The sequence below is a fragment of the Arthrobacter sorbitolis genome (assembly GCF_054510995.1).
In genome coordinates this window covers 177,553-194,387 of sequence record NZ_JBTNDM010000003.1, presented here as the reverse complement: position 1 = coordinate 194,387, position 16,835 = coordinate 177,553, and the positions used below count along the sequence as shown (strand labels likewise).

The 16,835-nt window shown below is 70.7% G+C and carries 16 protein-coding genes and 2 tRNA genes; 14 read left to right on the top strand and 4 right to left on the bottom strand.

Annotated elements, in window-relative coordinates:
• Positions 1 to 128: 128 nt before the first annotated feature.
• The 5 genes from ACX80K_RS09325 to pstS all read left to right on the top strand — a co-directional run bounded on the left by ACX80K_RS09325 (position 129) and on the right by pstS (position 3,268).
• Positions 129 to 202 (top strand) — tRNA-Val (locus ACX80K_RS09325).
• A 203-nt stretch (positions 203 to 405) separates the two neighbouring features.
• Positions 406 to 876 carry an Hsp20/alpha crystallin family protein gene (locus tag ACX80K_RS09320; protein WP_459271581.1) on the top strand — a complete coding sequence of 157 codons (471 nt, stop codon included), beginning with the start codon at positions 406 to 408 and terminating at the stop codon, positions 874 to 876.
• 93 nt (positions 877 to 969) lie between these two features.
• Positions 970 to 1,767, top strand: a complete 798-nt coding sequence (locus ACX80K_RS09315) for an SDR family oxidoreductase (RefSeq protein WP_459271580.1) — start codon at positions 970 to 972, stop codon at positions 1,765 to 1,767.
• Positions 1,768 to 1,866: 99 nt separating this feature from the next.
• On the top strand, positions 1,867 to 2,082 hold the full coding sequence (locus ACX80K_RS09310; protein ID WP_459271579.1) for a hypothetical protein: 216 nt from the start codon (positions 1,867 to 1,869) through the stop codon (positions 2,080 to 2,082).
• A 73-nt stretch (positions 2,083 to 2,155) separates the two neighbouring features.
• A complete protein-coding gene (gene pstS, locus ACX80K_RS09305; protein WP_459271578.1) occupies positions 2,156 to 3,268 on the top strand; it encodes a phosphate ABC transporter substrate-binding protein PstS in 1,113 nt (370 codons plus the stop codon).
• Positions 3,269 to 3,322: 54 nt separating this feature from the next.
• Here pstS and ACX80K_RS09300 read toward each other — a convergent pair whose 3' ends face one another.
• Positions 3,323 to 3,859 carry an SRPBCC family protein gene (locus ACX80K_RS09300; RefSeq protein ID WP_459271733.1) on the bottom strand — a complete coding sequence of 179 codons (537 nt, stop codon included), beginning with the start codon at positions 3,857 to 3,859 and terminating at the stop codon, positions 3,323 to 3,325.
• A gap of 213 nt (positions 3,860 to 4,072) precedes the next feature.
• On the opposite strand from ACX80K_RS09300, the gene ACX80K_RS09295 reads away from it, so the two are divergent.
• The 3 genes from ACX80K_RS09295 to budC all read left to right on the top strand — a co-directional run bounded on the left by ACX80K_RS09295 (position 4,073) and on the right by budC (position 6,094).
• The gene (locus ACX80K_RS09295) at positions 4,073 to 4,567 is read left to right on the top strand and encodes a Dps family protein (protein ID WP_459271577.1); all 495 of its coding nucleotides are present in this window, start codon (positions 4,073 to 4,075) and stop codon (positions 4,565 to 4,567) included.
• A 129-nt stretch (positions 4,568 to 4,696) separates the two neighbouring features.
• Positions 4,697 to 5,221 carry a gluconokinase gene (locus ACX80K_RS09290; protein ID WP_459271576.1) on the top strand — a complete coding sequence of 175 codons (525 nt, stop codon included), beginning with the start codon at positions 4,697 to 4,699 and terminating at the stop codon, positions 5,219 to 5,221.
• A 105-nt stretch (positions 5,222 to 5,326) separates the two neighbouring features.
• Positions 5,327 to 6,094 carry a meso-2,3-butanediol dehydrogenase gene (budC, locus tag ACX80K_RS09285; RefSeq protein WP_459271575.1) on the top strand — a complete coding sequence of 256 codons (768 nt, stop codon included), beginning with the start codon at positions 5,327 to 5,329 and terminating at the stop codon, positions 6,092 to 6,094.
• Between the two features lie 19 nt (positions 6,095 to 6,113).
• Here budC and ACX80K_RS09280 read toward each other — a convergent pair whose 3' ends face one another.
• A complete protein-coding gene (locus ACX80K_RS09280) occupies positions 6,114 to 7,790 on the bottom strand; it encodes an FAD-binding dehydrogenase (protein ID WP_459271574.1) in 1,677 nt (558 codons plus the stop codon).
• Positions 7,791 to 7,880: 90 nt separating this feature from the next.
• Positions 7,881 to 8,621, bottom strand: coding sequence for a LysR substrate-binding domain-containing protein (locus ACX80K_RS09275; RefSeq protein ID WP_459271573.1), 741 nt, complete (start codon positions 8,619 to 8,621; stop codon positions 7,881 to 7,883).
• Positions 8,622 to 8,676: 55 nt separating this feature from the next.
• Here ACX80K_RS09275 and ACX80K_RS09270 point away from each other — a divergent pair, with 55 nt between their 5' ends.
• The 4 genes from ACX80K_RS09270 (at position 8,677) to ACX80K_RS09255 (ending at position 15,135) form a co-directional block, all read left to right on the top strand.
• Positions 8,677 to 9,069 (top strand): DUF5997 family protein, encoded by a 393-nt coding sequence (locus ACX80K_RS09270; protein WP_459271572.1) that lies wholly within the window; start codon positions 8,677 to 8,679, stop codon positions 9,067 to 9,069.
• Positions 9,070 to 9,229: 160 nt separating this feature from the next.
• Positions 9,230 to 10,051: a hypothetical protein gene (locus ACX80K_RS09265; RefSeq protein WP_459271571.1), complete on the top strand. Its 822-nt coding sequence runs from the start codon at positions 9,230 to 9,232 to the stop codon at positions 10,049 to 10,051.
• Positions 10,048 to 11,661 carry a DNA polymerase Y family protein gene (locus ACX80K_RS09260; RefSeq protein WP_459271570.1) on the top strand — a complete coding sequence of 538 codons (1,614 nt, stop codon included), beginning with the start codon at positions 10,048 to 10,050 and terminating at the stop codon, positions 11,659 to 11,661. Before ACX80K_RS09265 ends, ACX80K_RS09260 begins: the two co-directional genes overlap by 4 nt.
• Positions 11,662 to 11,715: 54 nt before the next feature.
• Positions 11,716 to 15,135 carry an error-prone DNA polymerase gene (locus tag ACX80K_RS09255; RefSeq protein WP_459271569.1) on the top strand — a complete coding sequence of 1,140 codons (3,420 nt, stop codon included), beginning with the start codon at positions 11,716 to 11,718 and terminating at the stop codon, positions 15,133 to 15,135.
• A gap of 54 nt (positions 15,136 to 15,189) precedes the next feature.
• Here ACX80K_RS09255 and ACX80K_RS09250 read toward each other — a convergent pair.
• Positions 15,190 to 15,272: transfer RNA gene (locus ACX80K_RS09250), tRNA-Leu, on the bottom strand.
• A gap of 321 nt (positions 15,273 to 15,593) precedes the next feature.
• Here ACX80K_RS09250 and ACX80K_RS09245 point away from each other — a divergent pair.
• Positions 15,594 to 16,334, top strand: coding sequence for an FhaA domain-containing protein (locus tag ACX80K_RS09245; RefSeq protein WP_459271568.1), 741 nt, complete (start codon positions 15,594 to 15,596; stop codon positions 16,332 to 16,334).
• Positions 16,331 to 16,819, top strand: a complete 489-nt coding sequence (locus ACX80K_RS09240; protein WP_459271567.1) for an FHA domain-containing protein FhaB/FipA — start codon at positions 16,331 to 16,333, stop codon at positions 16,817 to 16,819. The genes ACX80K_RS09245 and ACX80K_RS09240 overlap by 4 nt, the downstream gene beginning before the upstream one ends.
• Positions 16,820 to 16,835: the final 16 nt, after the last annotated feature.

The following is a 16,835-nucleotide window of genomic DNA, read 5'->3' as shown; positions in this document are numbered from 1 at the left end:
CAGCAGGCTTTTCTTCAGGCTACTGAGGCGGTGGGCGGTTGACCAGCACGATCACCGGCCTATCCAGAGGGGCGTGCCGGGGAATTTGGCGCGGCGCCCGGATGCCCTAAGCTGTTGGAGAACCAATTGCCTGTGTAGCTCAGTCTGGTAGAGCATCCGCTTCACACGCGGAAGGCCCGGGGATCGAGGCCCCGCGCAGGCACGAGGATCAGCTGGTGGCAGCACCCTGGAAGGCCCGTACCGATCCGTCGGTACGGGCCTTCTGCGTTGCCCCGGGACGTCGGGAGTTCGTTGTGGGCGAACACGGCGATTGCTGGCACTCGCAGGGGTCGAGTGCTAACATTTTTCCGTAGTTGAGCGAAGGACGCTCAACCTCCAGATGCGAAGGAGTTGTTTCCAGTGGCCATGAAGTTCGATCCATTCCGCGAGCTGGACCGCGTTGCCGGCGCCCTCCTCGAGAGCCGTCCCGGACTCCGCCTCATGCCGATGGACCTCTACCGCGAGAAGGACCACTACATCCTCTCGGCGGACCTTCCGGGCATCGATCCCGGATCGGTCGACATCGACGTCGACGGCCAGCTCCTCACCATCCGCGCGGAGCGCACGCTGCGCAGCGCCGAGGGCGTGAAGTGGCTGACCCGCGAGCGCGAGAGCGGCTCGTTCCTCCGCCAGCTCAGCCTGGGCCAGGGCGTCGACACCGAGGGCATCTCCGCCCGGTACGAGAACGGCGTCCTGAGCGTCGCGATCCCGGTCAGCGAGCGCGCCAGGCCGCGCAAGATCGAGATCGTCAGCGGCGAGGACTCGGCGCCGGTCCGGTCCAGCGCCGTCCGCGGTCCGACCTCCGGCAGCGGACACCAGGACGCCGTCGAGTCCTGATCGCCCTACCAGTACCCCCGGGCCCCGTGCCCGGGGGTACTGCGTCGGAAGGACCCCTTGCGGCGTCGCGCGCCGGGCACGAAGGATGGGGATATGGACTTCACACCCACCAAAGCAATCGTCACCGGCTCCGATTCCGGCATCGGCCGGGCCACGGCCATCGCCCTCGCAGCGGCAGGCTGCGACGTCGGCGTCACCTGGCACTCCGACCAGGAGGGCGCGGAGGAGACCGCGCGCCTCGTCCGGGAGAAGGGCGTGCGGTCCGCCGTCGCGCAGCTGGACACCACGGACGCCCCCGCCTGCGGTGACGTCGTCGACCGGCTCGCGGAGGAACTCGGCGGCCTCGACGTCTTCGTCAACAACGCGGGCGTCAACGGCGGCACCATGTTCATGGAGACCGACTGGGACACCTGGCGCGGCACCATGGGCGCCAACCTGGACGGCGCGTTCGTCTGCCTCCAGCGCGCCGCACGGCACATGCTTGACGGCGGCAGGGGCGGCCGCATCATCGCCGTCACGAGCGTCCACCAGGAGCAGCCGCGCGTGGGCTCCGCGGCCTACGACGCCTCCAAGCACGGGCTCGGCGGACTGATCCGCACCATCGCGCTCGAGCTGGCCGACCGTGGCATCACCGCGAACGCGGTCCTGCCCGGCGAGATCAACACCCCGATGAACTCCTCCGAGGACGAGGACCCCCGCACCATGGACCGCCCCGGGATCCCCGTGGGCCGTCCGGGAGCGCCGGAGGAGATCGCCGACGTCGTCGCCTTCCTCGCCTCCGGGGCCTCGAGCTACGTCAACGGCGCCTCGTTCGTCGTGGACGGCGGGATGCTCCTCATGGGTCCGCAGGCCGGCTCGCACCTCACGAGCGGGGACTGGCGCACCCTCTGATCCGTCGAAGGACGGGCGGCAGTCTTCAACGGACGTTCATGCGGCGTTCAGGAGCGGTGGCTAGCGTGGTGTTCCCGACCTCTCCGTGAAAGGCCCGCCATGGACGCCCCCCTCACCCCCGATACCGACCTGCAGGACTGGTCCGGCGTCAAGCGCGGCGAACACGTCACCCTCCAGCACTCGGCCGGGACGCAGCTCCGCGGGGTCCTGGACATGAGGACCGACGACGCGTCGGTGGTATGGATCCAGCTGAACGACGGCGGTGGCCGCCGGCTCGTGCACAGGAGCGACGGTTACCGCCTGCGCCGCGGCTGACCCGGGCCTGCGCGGCCCGTCCACCTGCTGTCCACCTGCTGTCCACCTCGTCTTCACCTGTAACGTGGCGGAGGTGACAACCCGCGCACCCCTCTCCCTGTCCCTCGCCGTGGTCCTCGGCCTCACGGCCTGCGGCTCCGACTACCCGCTGGGTGCCGAGCAGGAGGCCGCGGCGCAACGCGGGGACATGAGCCTGCAGGGCGCGGTGACGGCTGCCGGATCCTCCGCGCAGGGACCGGCCATGGACGCCTGGCGCTCCGGATTCACCACCCTCCACCCACGCGCGCAGGTGCAGTACTCGCCGGACGGCTCGGGTGCGGGCCGGGGCGCACTGCTCGCCGGAGCCGTGGGATTCGCCGGATCGGACGCCTACCTCAGCGATGAGGAGCTCGCCGGATCGACGCAGGCGTGCGGCCCGGGGGGCGCCTTCAACATCCCCGCCTACATCTCCCCGATCAGCATCGCGTTCAACCTGCCCGGCATCTCCGAGCTGAACCTCGACGCCGCCACCGTGGCGCGGATCTTCCGGGGTGGGATCGCGCGCTGGAACGACCCCGCCATCGCGGCCCGGAACCCGGACGTCGAGCTCCCCGCACTGCCCATCTCGGCGGTCAGCCGATCCGACGACTCCGGCACCACCGAGAACTTCACCGACTACCTCCACGCCGTGGTGCCCGGGATCTGGACCGAGGAGCCCGACGGCACCTGGCCGTCAGCACTCGGGAACGAGAACGCCAAGGGCAACGCCGGCGTGGTGAGCACCGTGGCCGCCACCGTGGGCGCCGTGACCTATGCCGACGATTCCGCCGTCGGGGACCCCCTCGGCCGCGTGGCCCTCGAGGTCGGGGACGCCTACGTCCCGGCCGGCGCCGAGGCCGCAGCGGCCGCCGTCGACCTCGCCCGCCGTGTCCCCGGCCGCGAGGGCTACGACATCGCACTCGACCTCGACCGGACCACCAGCGCACCCGGCGTCTACCCGCTGGTCCTCGTGTCCTACCACGTGTACTGCGCGCGCTACGAGAACGAGGCCACGGCCGCCGTCGTGCGTGCCTTCGGGACCTACGCGGTCAGTGCCGAGGGGCAGGCCGCGGCCGCGGAGGCGGCGAGGAGCTCGCCCATCTCGCCCGAGCTGTCCCGCCTCGCCACCGAGGCGATCGCGTCGGTCGAGGTCGGCGACATCCCCTAGGACGACCCGAGGCGGGCCCCCGGAGGGGACCCGCCTCGTCCTGTGCACGGTGCGTCAGTCGACGCGCGGTCCGCCCGAATCGGGATCGTCGGTGGACGCGTCCGGCAGGGTGCTGTTCGCCGGCTCGGCCTCCGAGCCGCCCGTGGGCGGGGCGTCGACGTTCCCGCGCCAGGCGCCCGTCTCCCCGCCGCTCTTCTCGATGAACTGCTTGAACCTCTTGAGGTCGCCCTTCACCTGCGCGGCATCCGCGTTGACCACGGCCCCGATCTTCTCGGTGAAGGTCTCGGGGTGCCAGTCGATCTGCACCATCAGGCGCGTGGTGTTCTGGTCGATGCGGTGGAAGGTCACCACGCCCGCGTGCGATTCACCGTCGGTGCTCTTCCAGGCCACACGCTCGTCCGGGTGCTGCTCGGTGATCTCCGCGTCGAACTCGCGGCGCACGCCGCCGATGCTCGTCACCCAGTGGGTCCGGGTGTCCGAGGTCTGCGTGATGGACTCGACGCCCCCCATGAACCGGGGAAAGCTCTCGAACTGGGTCCACTGGTTGTACGCCGTGCTGACCGGTACTGCTACGTCGATAGATTCCTGCACTGAAGCCAAAAGGTTCCTCCTTCGTAGAGACTCCGGGGCCGCCCCTCCCCCGTTCGCGGGGGATCCGGCACGGCTGACCATAAGTCCCCTTAGCGTATGCAGGTCGGCTGGAATTGACCAACGCGCGGGTCTAGGGTGAAAGGAGTCCACCCGGCGGGAATCGGCGTGTCCGGGACCCCCGCCGCGAGCAGGAAATCTAGTACTGGAGGATTCATGAAGGCTTCACCCACCCTCACGGACAACATGCAGGCCGTCCTGGTCGACCTCATCGAACTGCACCTGCAGGGCAAGCAGGCCCACTGGAACGTGGTCGGCAAGAACTTCCGCGATCTCCACCTGCAGCTGGACGAGATCATCGACGACGCCCGCGCCTTCGCCGACGAGATGGCCGAGCGCATGCGCGCCCTGCACGCGGTCCCCGACGGCCGCAGCGTCGCCGTCGCCGAGGGGACGAAGATCCAGCCGTTCCCTGCCGGCCTCGTCTCCACCAAGGACACCGTGGGCCTCGTGGTCAACATGCTGAACGCCTCCGTGCAGACGATGCGCGACGTCCACGACCAGATCGACGAGGAGGACCCGACGACGGCCGACCTGCTGCACGGGTTCATCGCGAAGCTCGAGCAGTACGCGTGGATGGTCGACGCCGAGAACATGGAGCCGACCGCCGAGGTCGTCACGCCCGTCGGCACGGACCACGCCACGGTCTGACGCACCGACCCGGTCCGCCAGGAGAGGGAGGCACCGGCCGGTGCCTCCCTCTCCACGTCCGAAGCGGGACCCCTCGTGCCGGCCCCCGGCACGGACATCGGACAAGGCCATCGGACAAGGACATCGGACATGGATGCACACCCCTGCCACGTCGTCGTCATGGGGATCTCAGGATCGGGCAAGACGACCATCGCCACGCGGCTCGCCGAGCGGCTGGGCTGGATCTTCGCCGAGGCCGACGACTTCCACCCCGTGGCCAACATCGAGAAGATGACCTCGGGGATCCCGCTGACCGACGAGGACCGCTGGCCGTGGCTGGCGTCGCTGCGGGACTGGACGACCCTCCAGTCCCGTGCGGGCCGCAGCACCGTGGTGACCTGCTCGGCCCTGCGGCGCTCCTACCGGGACGTCCTCACGCAGGCCGAGGGCAGTGTGAGGTTCGTGCACCTGCTCGGCGACACCGGCCTCATCCTCGAACGCATGAAGACCCGCAGCGGCCATTTCATGCCGGAATCCCTTCTGCCGTCCCAGGTCAGCACGCTCGAACCCCTGCAGCCCGACGAGCAGGGCGTCAGGATCGAGAACACCGGCACGCCGGACGCCGTCACGACCGCCGTCATCGACCGGCTCCAACTGCTGTCCGGGTGCAGCTGACCGGCGGCACCCGGTAGCAGGTCCGGCGATCCTCCGGGAGGCGCCCGCGGTTCTTGCGGGGGCACGGGTGCGATGCCACGGTGGAGGGAACGAGAGGGGCACACCATGCAGCAGAGGTTCGACGGCAAGGTCGTCATCGTCACAGGCGCAGGCTCGGGCATCGGCGAGGCCACGGCCCGGCGCTTCGTCGCCGAAGGAGCGAGGGTGGTCCTGACCGACTCCGTCGCGGACAAGATCGACGCCGTCGTCGCGTCCCTGCCCGAGGGGCAGGCCGTAGCGGTGCCCGCGGACTCCTCCGACTACGGGCAGGTGTCCGTCATGGTGCAGGAGACCGTGCAGCGGTACGGGCGCCTCGATGTCCTCGTCAACAACGCGGGTACCATCACGCAGGGCACCGTCCAGGACACGAGCGTCGAGGACTGGCACCGCGTCATCGAGACCGATCTCTCCGGCGTGTTCTACGGGACGAAGGCGGCCCTGGAGTACCTGCTGGACAGCAAGGGGTGCATCGTCAACGTCTCCTCCGTGTCCGGCCTGGCCGCGGACTGGCGCATGAGCGCCTACAACGCCGCCAAGGGCGGGGTCAGCAACTTCACGCGCGCCGTCGCCCTCGACCACGGCAAGGACGGCGTGCGGGTGAACGCCGTCGCCCCGGGCTTCATCTGGACGGACCTCACGAGCGACGACGGCGAGCCGCACGAACTCTCCGACGAGTTCGCCGGACGCATCGCGCTCGGACGCGGAGGCCTCCCGGAGGAGGTCGCCGCCGCCATCACCTTCCTCGCGAGCGACGACGCGCGCTTCATCACGGGCGTGGTCCTCCCGGTGGACGGCGGCACGATGGCCAGCAACGGCCAACCCGCCCAGGCCTAGGCGGGTCGGGCTCCGGAGCCTACAGCAGCGCCGCGAGGGAACGGCCCACGGCGCGGCCCGAGAAGATGCAGCCGCCCAGGAACGTCCCTTCGAGGGCGTTGTACCCGTGGGCGCCTCCCCCGCCGAACCCGGCGGCCTCCCCCGCGGCGTAGAGTCCGTGGATCGGTGCCCCGGCCGTGTCGAAGGCCCTGCCGGTCAGGTCCGTCTGGATGCCGCCCAGGGTCTTCCGCGTGATGATGTGCAGCTTCACGGCGATCAGCGGACCGGCGGCCGGGTCGAGGACCTTGTGGGGGCGCGCGGTCCGGGTCAGCCGGTCCCCGAGGAACCGGCGCGAGTTGTGGATGCTCATGACCTGCGTGTCCTTGGAGTAGGGGTTGTCCATCTCCGCGTCGCGCTGCCGGATCTGCCGCTCGATGAGCCCGTGATCCAGCAGCGGGGTGTCGGTCAGGGCGTTCATCGCGTCCACGAGGTCCGGCAGGGTGTCGGCGACGACGAAGTCCTCGCCGTTCCTCTTGAACGCCTCGACGGGTGGCGGCGCACCCTTGCCCAGCCGGCTCCGCAGCAGCAGCCGGACGTCCCGGTCCGTGAGATCGGGGTTCTGCTCCGACCCCGAGAGGGCGAACTCCTTCTCGATCATCCTCTGCGTCAGGATGAACCACGAGTGGTCGTACCGGGCGATGTCCGGCGTGGTGCGGAGGATCTGCAGCGTCCCGATCGTGTCGTGACCCGGCAGTCCCGGGGCGGGCAGGCGCCGCCCGAGCGCGTCGAACCAGAGGGAGGACGGGCCGGGCAGGATCCGGATGCCGTGCTGCGGCCACACCGGGTCCCAGTTCCGCACACCCTCCGTGTAGTGCCACATGCGGTCCCGGTTGACCAGGCGGACACCGGCGTCCGCCGCGATGTCGAGCATCCTGCCGTCCACGTGCTCCGGGACCCCGGTGATCATGGTCGACGGCGGCGTACCGAGGCGCTCGGGCCACCAGGCGCGGACCTGCTCGTGGTTGCCGCCGATCCCGCCGCTGGCGACCACGACCGCCTGCGCCCTCAGCTCGAAGTCCCCGACGGCCTCGCGGTTCGAGGAGACGCCACGGGCGGCGTCGTCGGGTGCCAGGACCGTCCCGTGCACTCCGGTCACGGTGTTCCCGTCCAGGACGAGACCGTCCACCCGGTGGCGGAAACGGAAGACCAGCGACCCCTCCTCGGCGGCGGCCCGCGCCTTGTCCGCGAAGGGCTCGGAGATCCCCGTCCCGGTCCCCCAGGGCACGTGGAACCGCGGCACGGAATTGCCGTGGCCTGCCGCCGTCCCGCTCCCCCGCTCGGCCCACCCCACGAGCGGCGTGAACCTGACGCCCTGCTCCTCGAGCCACGAACGCTTCTCCCCCGCGGCGAACTCGACGTAGGCGCGGCCCCACTGCGCGGCCCACTCGTCCTCCGGCAGCTCGCCGTCCAGCCGGTCCCAACCTGCGGAGCCCTGCCAGTCCTGCCAGGCGAGGTCGAACGAATCCTTCACGCGGAGGCGCCGCTGCATCGGGGTGTCCACCAGGAAGATCCCACCGAAGGACCAGAACGCCTGGCCGCCGAGGTTCCGGGCGTTCTCCTGCTCGACGACGACCACCCTCCTGCCCGCCCGCACCAGTTCGTTGGCGGCGACGAGTCCGGCGAGTCCGGCACCGATGATGAGAACGTCTGCGTCCATGGGCTGCTCCGGGTCGTGGCGGACGGTCACGGCGTGTCGGCGTGACCGGAGGGCAGGTCCATTCTGCACCGCCGCCCCGCGCCCAGGCCGTCAGCGCCGCCTGCCCCGCGTGCCCGACGGGCGGGCGGGTTTCCCCTGCTGCCCCTGCTGCTTCCCCGGCTGGGATCTCCCGGTGCCCTTCCGACCCGTTCCGCTCTTCTGCGTCCCGGCGCTTCCGGCGGCTGCCTTCTTCGCCGCCGCCTTCTCCGACGCACTCTTCTTCGGCGCCTCGCGCTGCGAGGGCTGCCTCGAGCTCTGGGCCGTCCGCCCGCGGACGATGCCGATGAACTCCTCGACGTCGTCGGACTCGTCCTCCGTCCGCCAGGCGATGCCGATCGTGGTTCCGGGGAGGCCCGGGACGGGCCGGTGCACGGCGTCCCTCCGGGCGTACAGGCGGGCCAGGGACATCGGCAGGACGACGACGCCGGTACCGGAGGCCGCCACCTCCACGGCCGTCTTCGGGCCGCCGCACGCGGCGACGTCGAGCAGGGTCTCCCCCTCGAGTTCCTCGAGCGGTACGTCCTCGTAGAGCGACAGCTCGTTCTCCCGCGACATGACCGCCACGGGCTGTTCCTCGTAGAGGGGGATGAGGTGGAGCCCGGCACGGTCCACGGGAAGCCGCACGAAGACGACGTCGTCGGATCCGTCGCGGAGCGCCGCCAGGGCGTCGTCGTGCTGGTGGAGCTCGAGGGGTGTCTCGGGATGCCGCTCACGCCACCGGGCCACCCACTTGCCCGGCGTGACACCCGGGACGAAGCCGACGGACAGGGTTCGGGACTGGTCGGCGGGCACCTCCTCACAGTAGCGCCTGACCATCCCCGGCAGACGTGGCCGTTAAGCTGGGACCATGAATCCCCCGAAGACCCCCCAGACCTTGAAGCCCGCCACCGCGGCCAAGAAACTGGGCATCTACCTGCCCGCGGCTCCCCAGGATTTCCAGGAGACCGAGCTGACGCGTGCGGAGTTCGACGAACTGCAGCAGACCCCGCCCGAGTGGCTCGCCCAGTTGCGCCGCACCGGCCCGCACCCCCGCCCCGTCGTCGCGCAGAAACTCGGCATCTCCATCAGCGGGCTGGCCCGCGGCGGGGTCACCGACCCCCTGACGAGCGAGCAGATCACCACCCTCCTGCAGGACCCGCCCGCCTGGCTGGTCGCCGAGAGGTCCACGCAGGCGGCGGTCCGCGCGGAAGCGGCCCGGGTCAAGGAACGCGAGGCGGCACGCAAGGCGTCCGACGCCTGAGCCCCGGACACGGGCGGCGGAGTGCGTCGGGGTGCCTCCCCGGGATGACGGGGACACCCCTGGGCGGCACCGATCGGAGCGTTTTCGTACCACGGGGACAGCAGTTTCCGGTGAAGACACGCCGATTGACTTAATCGAACAGGTATTCGAATATTAGGGAGTGACGCCTCCAGCCGCCGGACCCTCCCTCGCCTGGGATGAGCCCTCCCCCGACTCCGAGGACACGTTCCGGCCGAATCCTGCCGACCGTCGCGGGGCGTCCACGGCCGACGTCGCGCTCGGCCTCCAGGCCCGCATCAACAGCATGCAGGCCGGCAAGCTCGATTCCCGCCGGCTGCCCACGGTTCCGGCGCTCGCGCGGATCCTGCCCGGCGGGGGCCTGCAGTCCGGCGGCTCCTACTCCGTCCGGAACTCCACCTTCCTCGCCATGGCCCTGCTCGCCGGCCCGTCCGCGACGGGCGCGTGGTGCAGCGTGATCGGCATGCCCGACTTCAGCGTGGAGGCGGCGCAGGGCTTCGGCATCAACCTCGAACGCCTCATCCTGGTCCCCGATCCGGGCCCCCAGTGGCTCACCGTCACGGCGGCCCTCGTGGACGTCGTCTCGATCGTCCTGACCCGCTCCCCGGAACACCTCGCACCCACCGAATGGGCCCGGCTGAAGGCGAGGCTGCGCCAGCGCGGCGCGGCCCTGATCACCCTCGGCAACTGGAAGCAGAGCGACTCGACGATCGGCGTGGCGGAGAGCGCCTGGGAGGGCCTCGGCTCGGGGACCGGCCACCTCCGGGCGCGTTCCATGAAGATCACCGCCACCCAGCCCTCGGGGCGGCTCCGCCACGCCTACGTGGGACTCGCGGACCTGCAGGGGACGCCCGCGGGGATCGCACTCCGGGGCACGGCCCTGCCACCGCACCTGCAGCACGGCGACACCCCCGGTGCCGCGTCCGGGACCCTGTTCGAGCCCCGCCTGATGAAATCCTCATGACGCCCGACCCGCCCGCCGGGCCTCCCGGTACGGCCCCGGCAACCCGGACCCTGATGTTCTGGTGCCCCGACTGGCCCATCACGGCAGCGCTGCGCGAGCATGCGCTGCCCGCCGAGACGGCGCTCGTCCTCGTGGACCGCGGGGAGGTCTTCGCCTGCTCCCCTGCGGCCCGGCAGGACGGCGTGAAGCGGGGCCTGCGCATCCGCGAGGCCCAGGCCCGCAGCACCGGACTCGTGTCCCTCCCGTACGACCCGGCACTCGACGAGCGCACCTTCGAGCCCGTGACCGCGGCCGTGGAGGCCATCCTGCCCGGCGTGCAGGTCGTCCGCCCGGGACTGTGCGCCGTCCGGGCCAAGGGACCTTCGCATTACTACGGCGGCGAGCGCAACGCCGCGGACGTGGTCCTGCAGACCCTCGCCGCCATCGGGCTCACCGAGGTGAGGGTCGGCATCGCGGACGGGCCCTTCGCCGCCGAGCAGGCGGCCAGGGCCACCGACCAGCTGGACGACGACGAGCAGCAACTGGTCGTCATCCCGCCGGGCGGCTCGGCCTGGTTCCTCGGCAGCTACCCCCTGGACGTCCTCGGACAACCCCGGCTCGCCGTGCTGCTCAAGCGCCTCGGCATCCGTACCCTGGGCGACTTCGCGGCGCTCAGGGCCTCCGATGTGCGCAACCGCTTCGGCATCGAGGGGGCCATCGCGCACCGCCAGGCCGGCGGGCTGGACCACCGGAGCGTCGTCGTCCGGACGCCGCCGCCCCACCTCGACGCCGTCGCCGATTTCGAGCCTCCCCTCGCCCGCATCGACCAGCTCGCGTTCGCCCTCAGGACCAGGGCCGGTGAGTTCGTCGACGCGCTGCGCGAGGCGGGGCTCGTGTGCACCGCGCTGCACGTGTCGCTGCACACGGAGTCGGGTGGGACGTCCGAGCGCCGCTGGCGGCACCCGCGCTGGTTCGACGCCGACGACGTCGTGGACCGCGTGCGCTGGCAACTCCAGGGCACCGATGCCTCCGACTACGGCCTGACCTCAGGCATCACCCGGGTCCACCTGGTCCCCGACATCGTCGAGGACCTCGGCGACCACGCCGACGGCCTGTGGGGGACGGGACCGGACGAGGGCATCCACCACGGGCTGGCCCGGGTGCAGAGCATGCTGGGCCACGGCGCCGTGCTCACCGCGGTCATCGCCGGAGGGCGCCTGCTGGCGGACCGCCGCGTGTACATCCCGTGGGGGGACGCGCCGGCGGGGCAGCAGTCCGCGAAGGTGCCGGTGAAGGACCGCAACCAGCCCTGGCCCGGCAGGCTGCCCGGCCCGGCCCCCGCCACCGTGTTCGCCGAGCCCGTACCGGCCGTCGTCGTCGACGCGCACGGCAACCCCGTGGACGTCGATCCGCGCGGCCTCCTGAGCGCCGATCCCGCCTTCTTCAGCGCGGGGCCCGACGACGGCCGACGGCCCGTGCACTCCTGGGCCGGCCCCTGGCCGATCGACGAGCGCTGGTGGGACCCGAAGGGGCGCGTGCTCAACCGCTTCCAGCTGGTGGACCACTCGGGGTCCGCCTGGTTGCTGCTGCTCGAGGACCACGCGTGGTGGGTGGAGGCCGGCTACGACTGACGGCCCGGTCCGCCACCGAGACAACCGCAGGACATCCAGACAGGGAGGGACGCCATGGGCTGGAACAATCCACCGATCCCGTGGTCGGACTTCGAACGCAACCTCGCGGCCACCCGGCCCGGAGCGCCACCCCCGGGGGCCGACGGCGGCGACAGCCCCGCCTGGTCACGGAAACGCCAGCCCTACACGGCTCCCGCGGAGGCCTCCGCTCCCGAGGGTCCCGTGGTGCCGTACGCCGAACTGCACGCCCACTCCAACTTCAGCTTCCTCGATGGTGCGTCGAGCCCCGAGCACCTCGCCGAGGAGGCCCAGCGGCTGGGCCTCACCGGCATGGCCCTCACCGACCACGACGGCCTGTACGGCGCGGTGCACTTCGCGGAGGCCGCCGAGAAGTATCCCGGGTTCTCGACCCTGTACGGCACGGAGCTGTCCCTCGGCCTGTCCAGGCCGCAGAACGGGGAGGCCGACCCGGAAGGACGGCACCTGCTGGTCCTCGCCCGCGGATCGGCCGGCTACCACCGCCTGTCCACGGCCATCACCGAGGCCCAGCTGGCCCCCGACGCCGAGAAGGGGAAGCCCCGGTACAGCCTGGAGCGCCTCGCCGGGCATGCCGGCGGCCAGTGGATGATCCTCACGGGCTGCCGGAAGGGGACGGTCCGCTCCGCGCTCGTGACGGACGGAGTGGAAGCGGCCGAGGCCGAGCTCCGGGCACTCATGGACCTGTTCGGCAGGGAATCGGTCGCCGTCGAGCTCACCAACCAGGGCAACCCCCTCGACACCGCGCACAACGACGCCCTCGCCGCCGTCGCCGCCCGCCTGGGACTGCCGACGGTCGCCACCAACAACGTGCACTACGCGACCCCCCGGCAGCACCGCCTCGCCTCCGCCCTGGCCGCCGTCCGGGCACGCCGGAGCCTGGACCAGATGGACGGCTGGCTGCCCGCGGCCGGTGCCGCCCACCTGCGCAGCGGAGCGGAGATGGCACGGCGGTTCAGGGACTATCCGGGAGCTGTGGAACGCACCGTGGACATCGCCTCCGATCTCGCCTTCACCCTCCGCAGCGTCCGCCCCGGGCTGCCGAACATCGACCTCCCGGAGGGCCACACCCAGATGAGCTACCTCCGCGAACTCGTCTGGCGGGGCGCCGACAAGCTCTACGGGGGCAGGGCCGACGTCCGCGAGCGGATCGAACGCGAACTGGAGGTGATCGAGGACAAGAACTTCCCCGGGTACTTCCTGATCGTCCACGACCTCGTGCACTACGCGCGCCGCAACGGCATCCTGTGCCAGGGACGGGGATCGGCGGCCAACTCCGCGGTCTGCTACCTGCTCGAGATCACGGCCGTGGACTCCATCAAGTACCAGCTCCCCTTCGAGCGGTTCCTCTCGAGCATGCGGGACGAGGAACCGGACATCGACGTGGATTTCGACTCGGACCGCCGCGAGGAGGTCATCCAGTACGTCTACCGCAAGTACGGGCGCTTCAATGCCGCCCAGGTGGCCAACGTCATCACCTACCGTCCCAAGTTCGCCGTCCGGGACATGGCCAAGGCACTGGGACACAGTCCGGGACAGCAGGACGCCTGGTCCCGGCAGATCGAACGGTGGGGCGGCCTCGTCTCGAGCAGCGACCATGACATCCCGGACGCCGTGGTCGGCCTGGCGCAGGAGGTCCTGAAATTCCCCCGCCATCTCGGCATCCACTCGGGCGGCATGGTACTGACGGACCGGCCGGTGGGAGAGGTATGCCCCATCGAGCATGGACGCATGGACGGCAGGACGGTCCTCCAGTGGGACAAGGACGACTGCGCCTGGATGGGACTGGTGAAGTTCGACCTGCTGGGCCTCGGCATCCTCGCGGCCATCCAGTACAACTTCGATCTCGTGGCACGGCACTTCGGCGAGACCTGGGAGCTGCACACCATCCCCAAGGAGGAGCAGGGCGTCTACGACATGCTGTGCTTCGCGGATTCGGTGGGGGTCTTCCAGGTGGAGAGCCGTGCCCAGATGGGCATGCTCCCGCGCCTGCAGCCCCGCCAGTTCTACGACCTCGTCATCGAGGTGGCCCTCGTGCGGCCCGGTCCCATCCAGGGCGGCGCCGTGCACCCGTACATCAAACGCAAGATGGGCGAGGAGGAGGTCCGGTACCTCCATCCCGACCTCGAGCCCGTCCTCGAACGGACCCTCGGCGTGCCCCTCTTCCAGGAGCAGCTCATGCAGATGGCCATGGTGGTGGGCGGCTGTACCGGAGCGGACGCCGACCTCCTGCGCCGCGCCATGGGCTCCAAGCGGGGTGAGGAGCGGATCGACTCCCTGAAGGCGAAGCTGTACGAGGGGATGGCGTCCAACGGGATCACCGGGGACGTGGCCGACACCATCTACGACAAGATCCACGCCTTCGCGAACTTCGGATTCGCGGAGAGCCATTCGATCAGCTTCGCGCTGCTGGTCTACGTCAGCGCCTGGCTGCGCCTGCACTACCCCGGAGCGTTCCTCGCGTCGCTCCTGCGCGCCCAGCCCATGGGGTTCTACTCACCCCAGACCCTCGTGGCCGACGCCCGACGGCACGGCGCCGTCGTCCTGCGCCCCGACATCCTGCACTCCGGGGTGCATGCCGACCTGGAACCCCTCGAGGGCTACGACCCCCCGGAAGACCCCCGCGAACGGACCACCGGCATGGGCTGCTGCATCGAGGACGAGCAGGCCCCCGTCGGATACTTCGACCCGGGCACGCCCTTCGACTCGGCACCCCACCGCCGGGACGGCAACTTCGCGGTGCGGCTGGGGCTGGCCAGTGTGGAATCCCTCGGGGTGAAGCTCGCGGAGAGGATCGTCGTGGAACGGGAACGGAACGGCCCCTACGAGGACATGCCGGACCTGGCGCGGCGCACGGGCGTCAATGCGGGACAGCTCGAGGCACTGGCGGCATCGGGCGCCTTCGACTCGATGGGTCTCAGCCGCCGCGAGGCGCTGTGGAACGCCGGTCCCGCCTCGACGGAGCGCGCAGGGCAGATCAAGGGGACCGCCGTCTACATCCAGCCCCCGCTGATGCCCGAACTCTCCGACATCGACAAGGTGGGGTCCGACCTCTGGTCCACGGGCATCACCCCGGACGATCACCCGGTACGCCATGCCCGGGGGCGGCTGCAGCGCCGCGGCGCCCTGACCGCCGTGCAGCTGAAGACGGCGGAATCCGGCCGGCGGATCGAGGTGGCGGGAGTGGTGACGCACCGGCAGAGGCCGGCGACGGCGAGCGGCATCACGTTCATGAACCTCGAGGACGAGACGGGGCTGGTGAACGTCATCTGCTCGGTGGGGGTCTGGCAGCGCTACCGCCGGGTGGCGCGGGAAGCCAGCAGCGTGATCGTGCGCGGCGTCCTCGAGCGCTCGTCCGAGGGGGTGGTCAACGTCGTCGCCGACCGCATCGAGGTCCTGCAGCTGAAGGCCACCACCAGGTCCCGCGACTTCCGCTGACCGACACCCCGTAGACGAGGAAGGGCCCCCGCGGGGCGGGAGCCCTTGTCCATGTGCGCGAGGGGGGATTTGAACCCCCACACCCTTTCGGATACTGGCACCTGAAGCCAGCGCGTCTGCCGTTCCGCCACTCGCGCAATTTCGAGATTCCAACTCCGCACGCCAGGCGCCGGTGTTGTGAACAGCAGAGTCAAGCATAACGGAGCCCGGACGGAATCACCTAAACGACGCCGTCCTTCGCGCCCGGGCCGCCTCCCCGGCCGGACGCTGCAGCGGCGGATCGTTAGGACAAAGTAATGCTCCGGGCCCGCCGGTGAAGCCCATTCCCGGACCCTCCCAGTAGTATCGGATGGAACATGCCCGGCCGGACATCGCCGTGCCCGGGACTGGGAGAAGCCCCACAGCACACCGCTGGCGGGATCCGACACCACAGTGCAGCAAGAGGGAGGAGGGGACGGATGGGCATTCTCGACAACGTGGAGCGCGGGCTCGAGAAACTCGTCCGGGGCGCCTTCACCACGGGTTCGCGCTCCCAGGTACAACCCCTCGAGATCGCCAGTGCCCTGCGCAAGGAACTGGACAACCGCTCCCTCGTCCTGTCGCAGGGCCGCACCCTCGCACCCAACGTCTTCACGGCGCGACTGTCCGATTCCGACTTCGAGCTCGCCCAGCAGTGGGGCTCGGCCCTCGCCGAGGAACTCTGCGACGTCGTCATCGCGCACGTCAACAGCCAGCAGTACAGCCTCCAGGGGCCGGTCCGTGTCTCGTTCGAGCACGATCCGGACCTGAAGGCAGGAGTCTTCGAGATCGATTCGTCCATCGAGAAGCAGGCCGCCGCCCGCCGGCCCGCCGGGCCGGCCGCTCCGGCGGCACCCCGACGCCAGCCGACGCGCTACCAGCCAGTCCTCGAGATCGACGGCCAGCGCTACTCCATCAACTCCGGCTCGATCGTGCTCGGCCGTTCCTCCGAGGCGGACATCCTCGTCGACGACACGGGCGTCTCGCGGCGGCACCTCGAGATCCGCACGCAGGAGGGACGCGTGTACGCCGTGGACCTCGGCTCCACCAACGGCAGCTACGTCAACGGGCAGCGCGTCCAGGGGCAGGCCGAACTCACGGACGGATCCACGATCACCATGGGGCGTTCCCGCCTGACCTTCCGCCTGGTACCGACGCAGACCGGAGGGGTCCAGCGATGAGCGAAGCCGGCGAACTGACCGTCACGCTCCTGCGCTTCGGCTTCCTGATCCTGCTGTGGGCCCTCGTCCTGGGTACGGTGGGGGCCCTGCGCCGCGACCTCGTGGTGGGCCGGCGCAACAAGGTCGGCACACCGACCGCACGGGAGATCCGCAAGCACCCCGAACTGGTGGAGGAACCGGCACCGGCACGCGCCGCCGCCCGCAGGCTGGTCGTCACGGAGGGTCCGCTCACCGGGACGACCCTGGACCTCGCCGCGAGCCCGATCCTCCTCGGTCGCGCCCAGGAGGCGACCCTCGTCCTCGAGGACGACTACGCCTCCGGCCGCCACGCACGCCTGTTCCCGCAGGGCAGCCGCTGGTTCATCGAGGACCTCGGCTCCACCAACGGCACCTACCTCGCAGGCGCGCAACTCACACGCGCCCTGCCCGTCGAGCCGGGCCTCCCCATCCGGATCGGTAAGACGGTCATCGAATTGAGGCCATAGGCGTGCCGCTCGCCCT

What these genes read in the sequence shown, in the direction of transcription:
- ACX80K_RS09320 (WP_459271581.1), top strand. Translation starts at nt 406, where the DNA reads ATGAAGTTCGATCCATTCCGCGAGCTGGACCGCGTTGCCGGCGCCCTC.
- ACX80K_RS09315 (WP_459271580.1), top strand. Translation starts at nt 970, where the DNA reads ATGGACTTCACACCCACCAAAGCAATCGTCACCGGCTCCGATTCCGGC.
- ACX80K_RS09310 (WP_459271579.1), top strand. Translation starts at nt 1,867, where the DNA reads ATGGACGCCCCCCTCACCCCCGATACCGACCTGCAGGACTGGTCCGGC.
- ACX80K_RS09295 (WP_459271577.1), top strand. Translation starts at nt 4,073, where the DNA reads ATGAAGGCTTCACCCACCCTCACGGACAACATGCAGGCCGTCCTGGTC.
- ACX80K_RS09290 (WP_459271576.1), top strand. Translation starts at nt 4,697, where the DNA reads ATGGATGCACACCCCTGCCACGTCGTCGTCATGGGGATCTCAGGATCG.
- budC (WP_459271575.1), top strand. Translation starts at nt 5,327, where the DNA reads ATGCAGCAGAGGTTCGACGGCAAGGTCGTCATCGTCACAGGCGCAGGC.
- ACX80K_RS09280 (WP_459271574.1), bottom strand. Translation starts at nt 7,790, where the DNA reads ATGGACGCAGACGTTCTCATCATCGGTGCCGGACTCGCCGGACTCGTC.
- ACX80K_RS09270 (WP_459271572.1), top strand. Translation starts at nt 8,677, where the DNA reads ATGAATCCCCCGAAGACCCCCCAGACCTTGAAGCCCGCCACCGCGGCC.
- ACX80K_RS09260 (WP_459271570.1), top strand. Translation starts at nt 10,048, where the DNA reads ATGACGCCCGACCCGCCCGCCGGGCCTCCCGGTACGGCCCCGGCAACC.
- ACX80K_RS09255 (WP_459271569.1), top strand. Translation starts at nt 11,716, where the DNA reads ATGGGCTGGAACAATCCACCGATCCCGTGGTCGGACTTCGAACGCAAC.
- ACX80K_RS09245 (WP_459271568.1), top strand. Translation starts at nt 15,594, where the DNA reads ATGGGCATTCTCGACAACGTGGAGCGCGGGCTCGAGAAACTCGTCCGG.
- ACX80K_RS09240 (WP_459271567.1), top strand. Translation starts at nt 16,331, where the DNA reads ATGAGCGAAGCCGGCGAACTGACCGTCACGCTCCTGCGCTTCGGCTTC.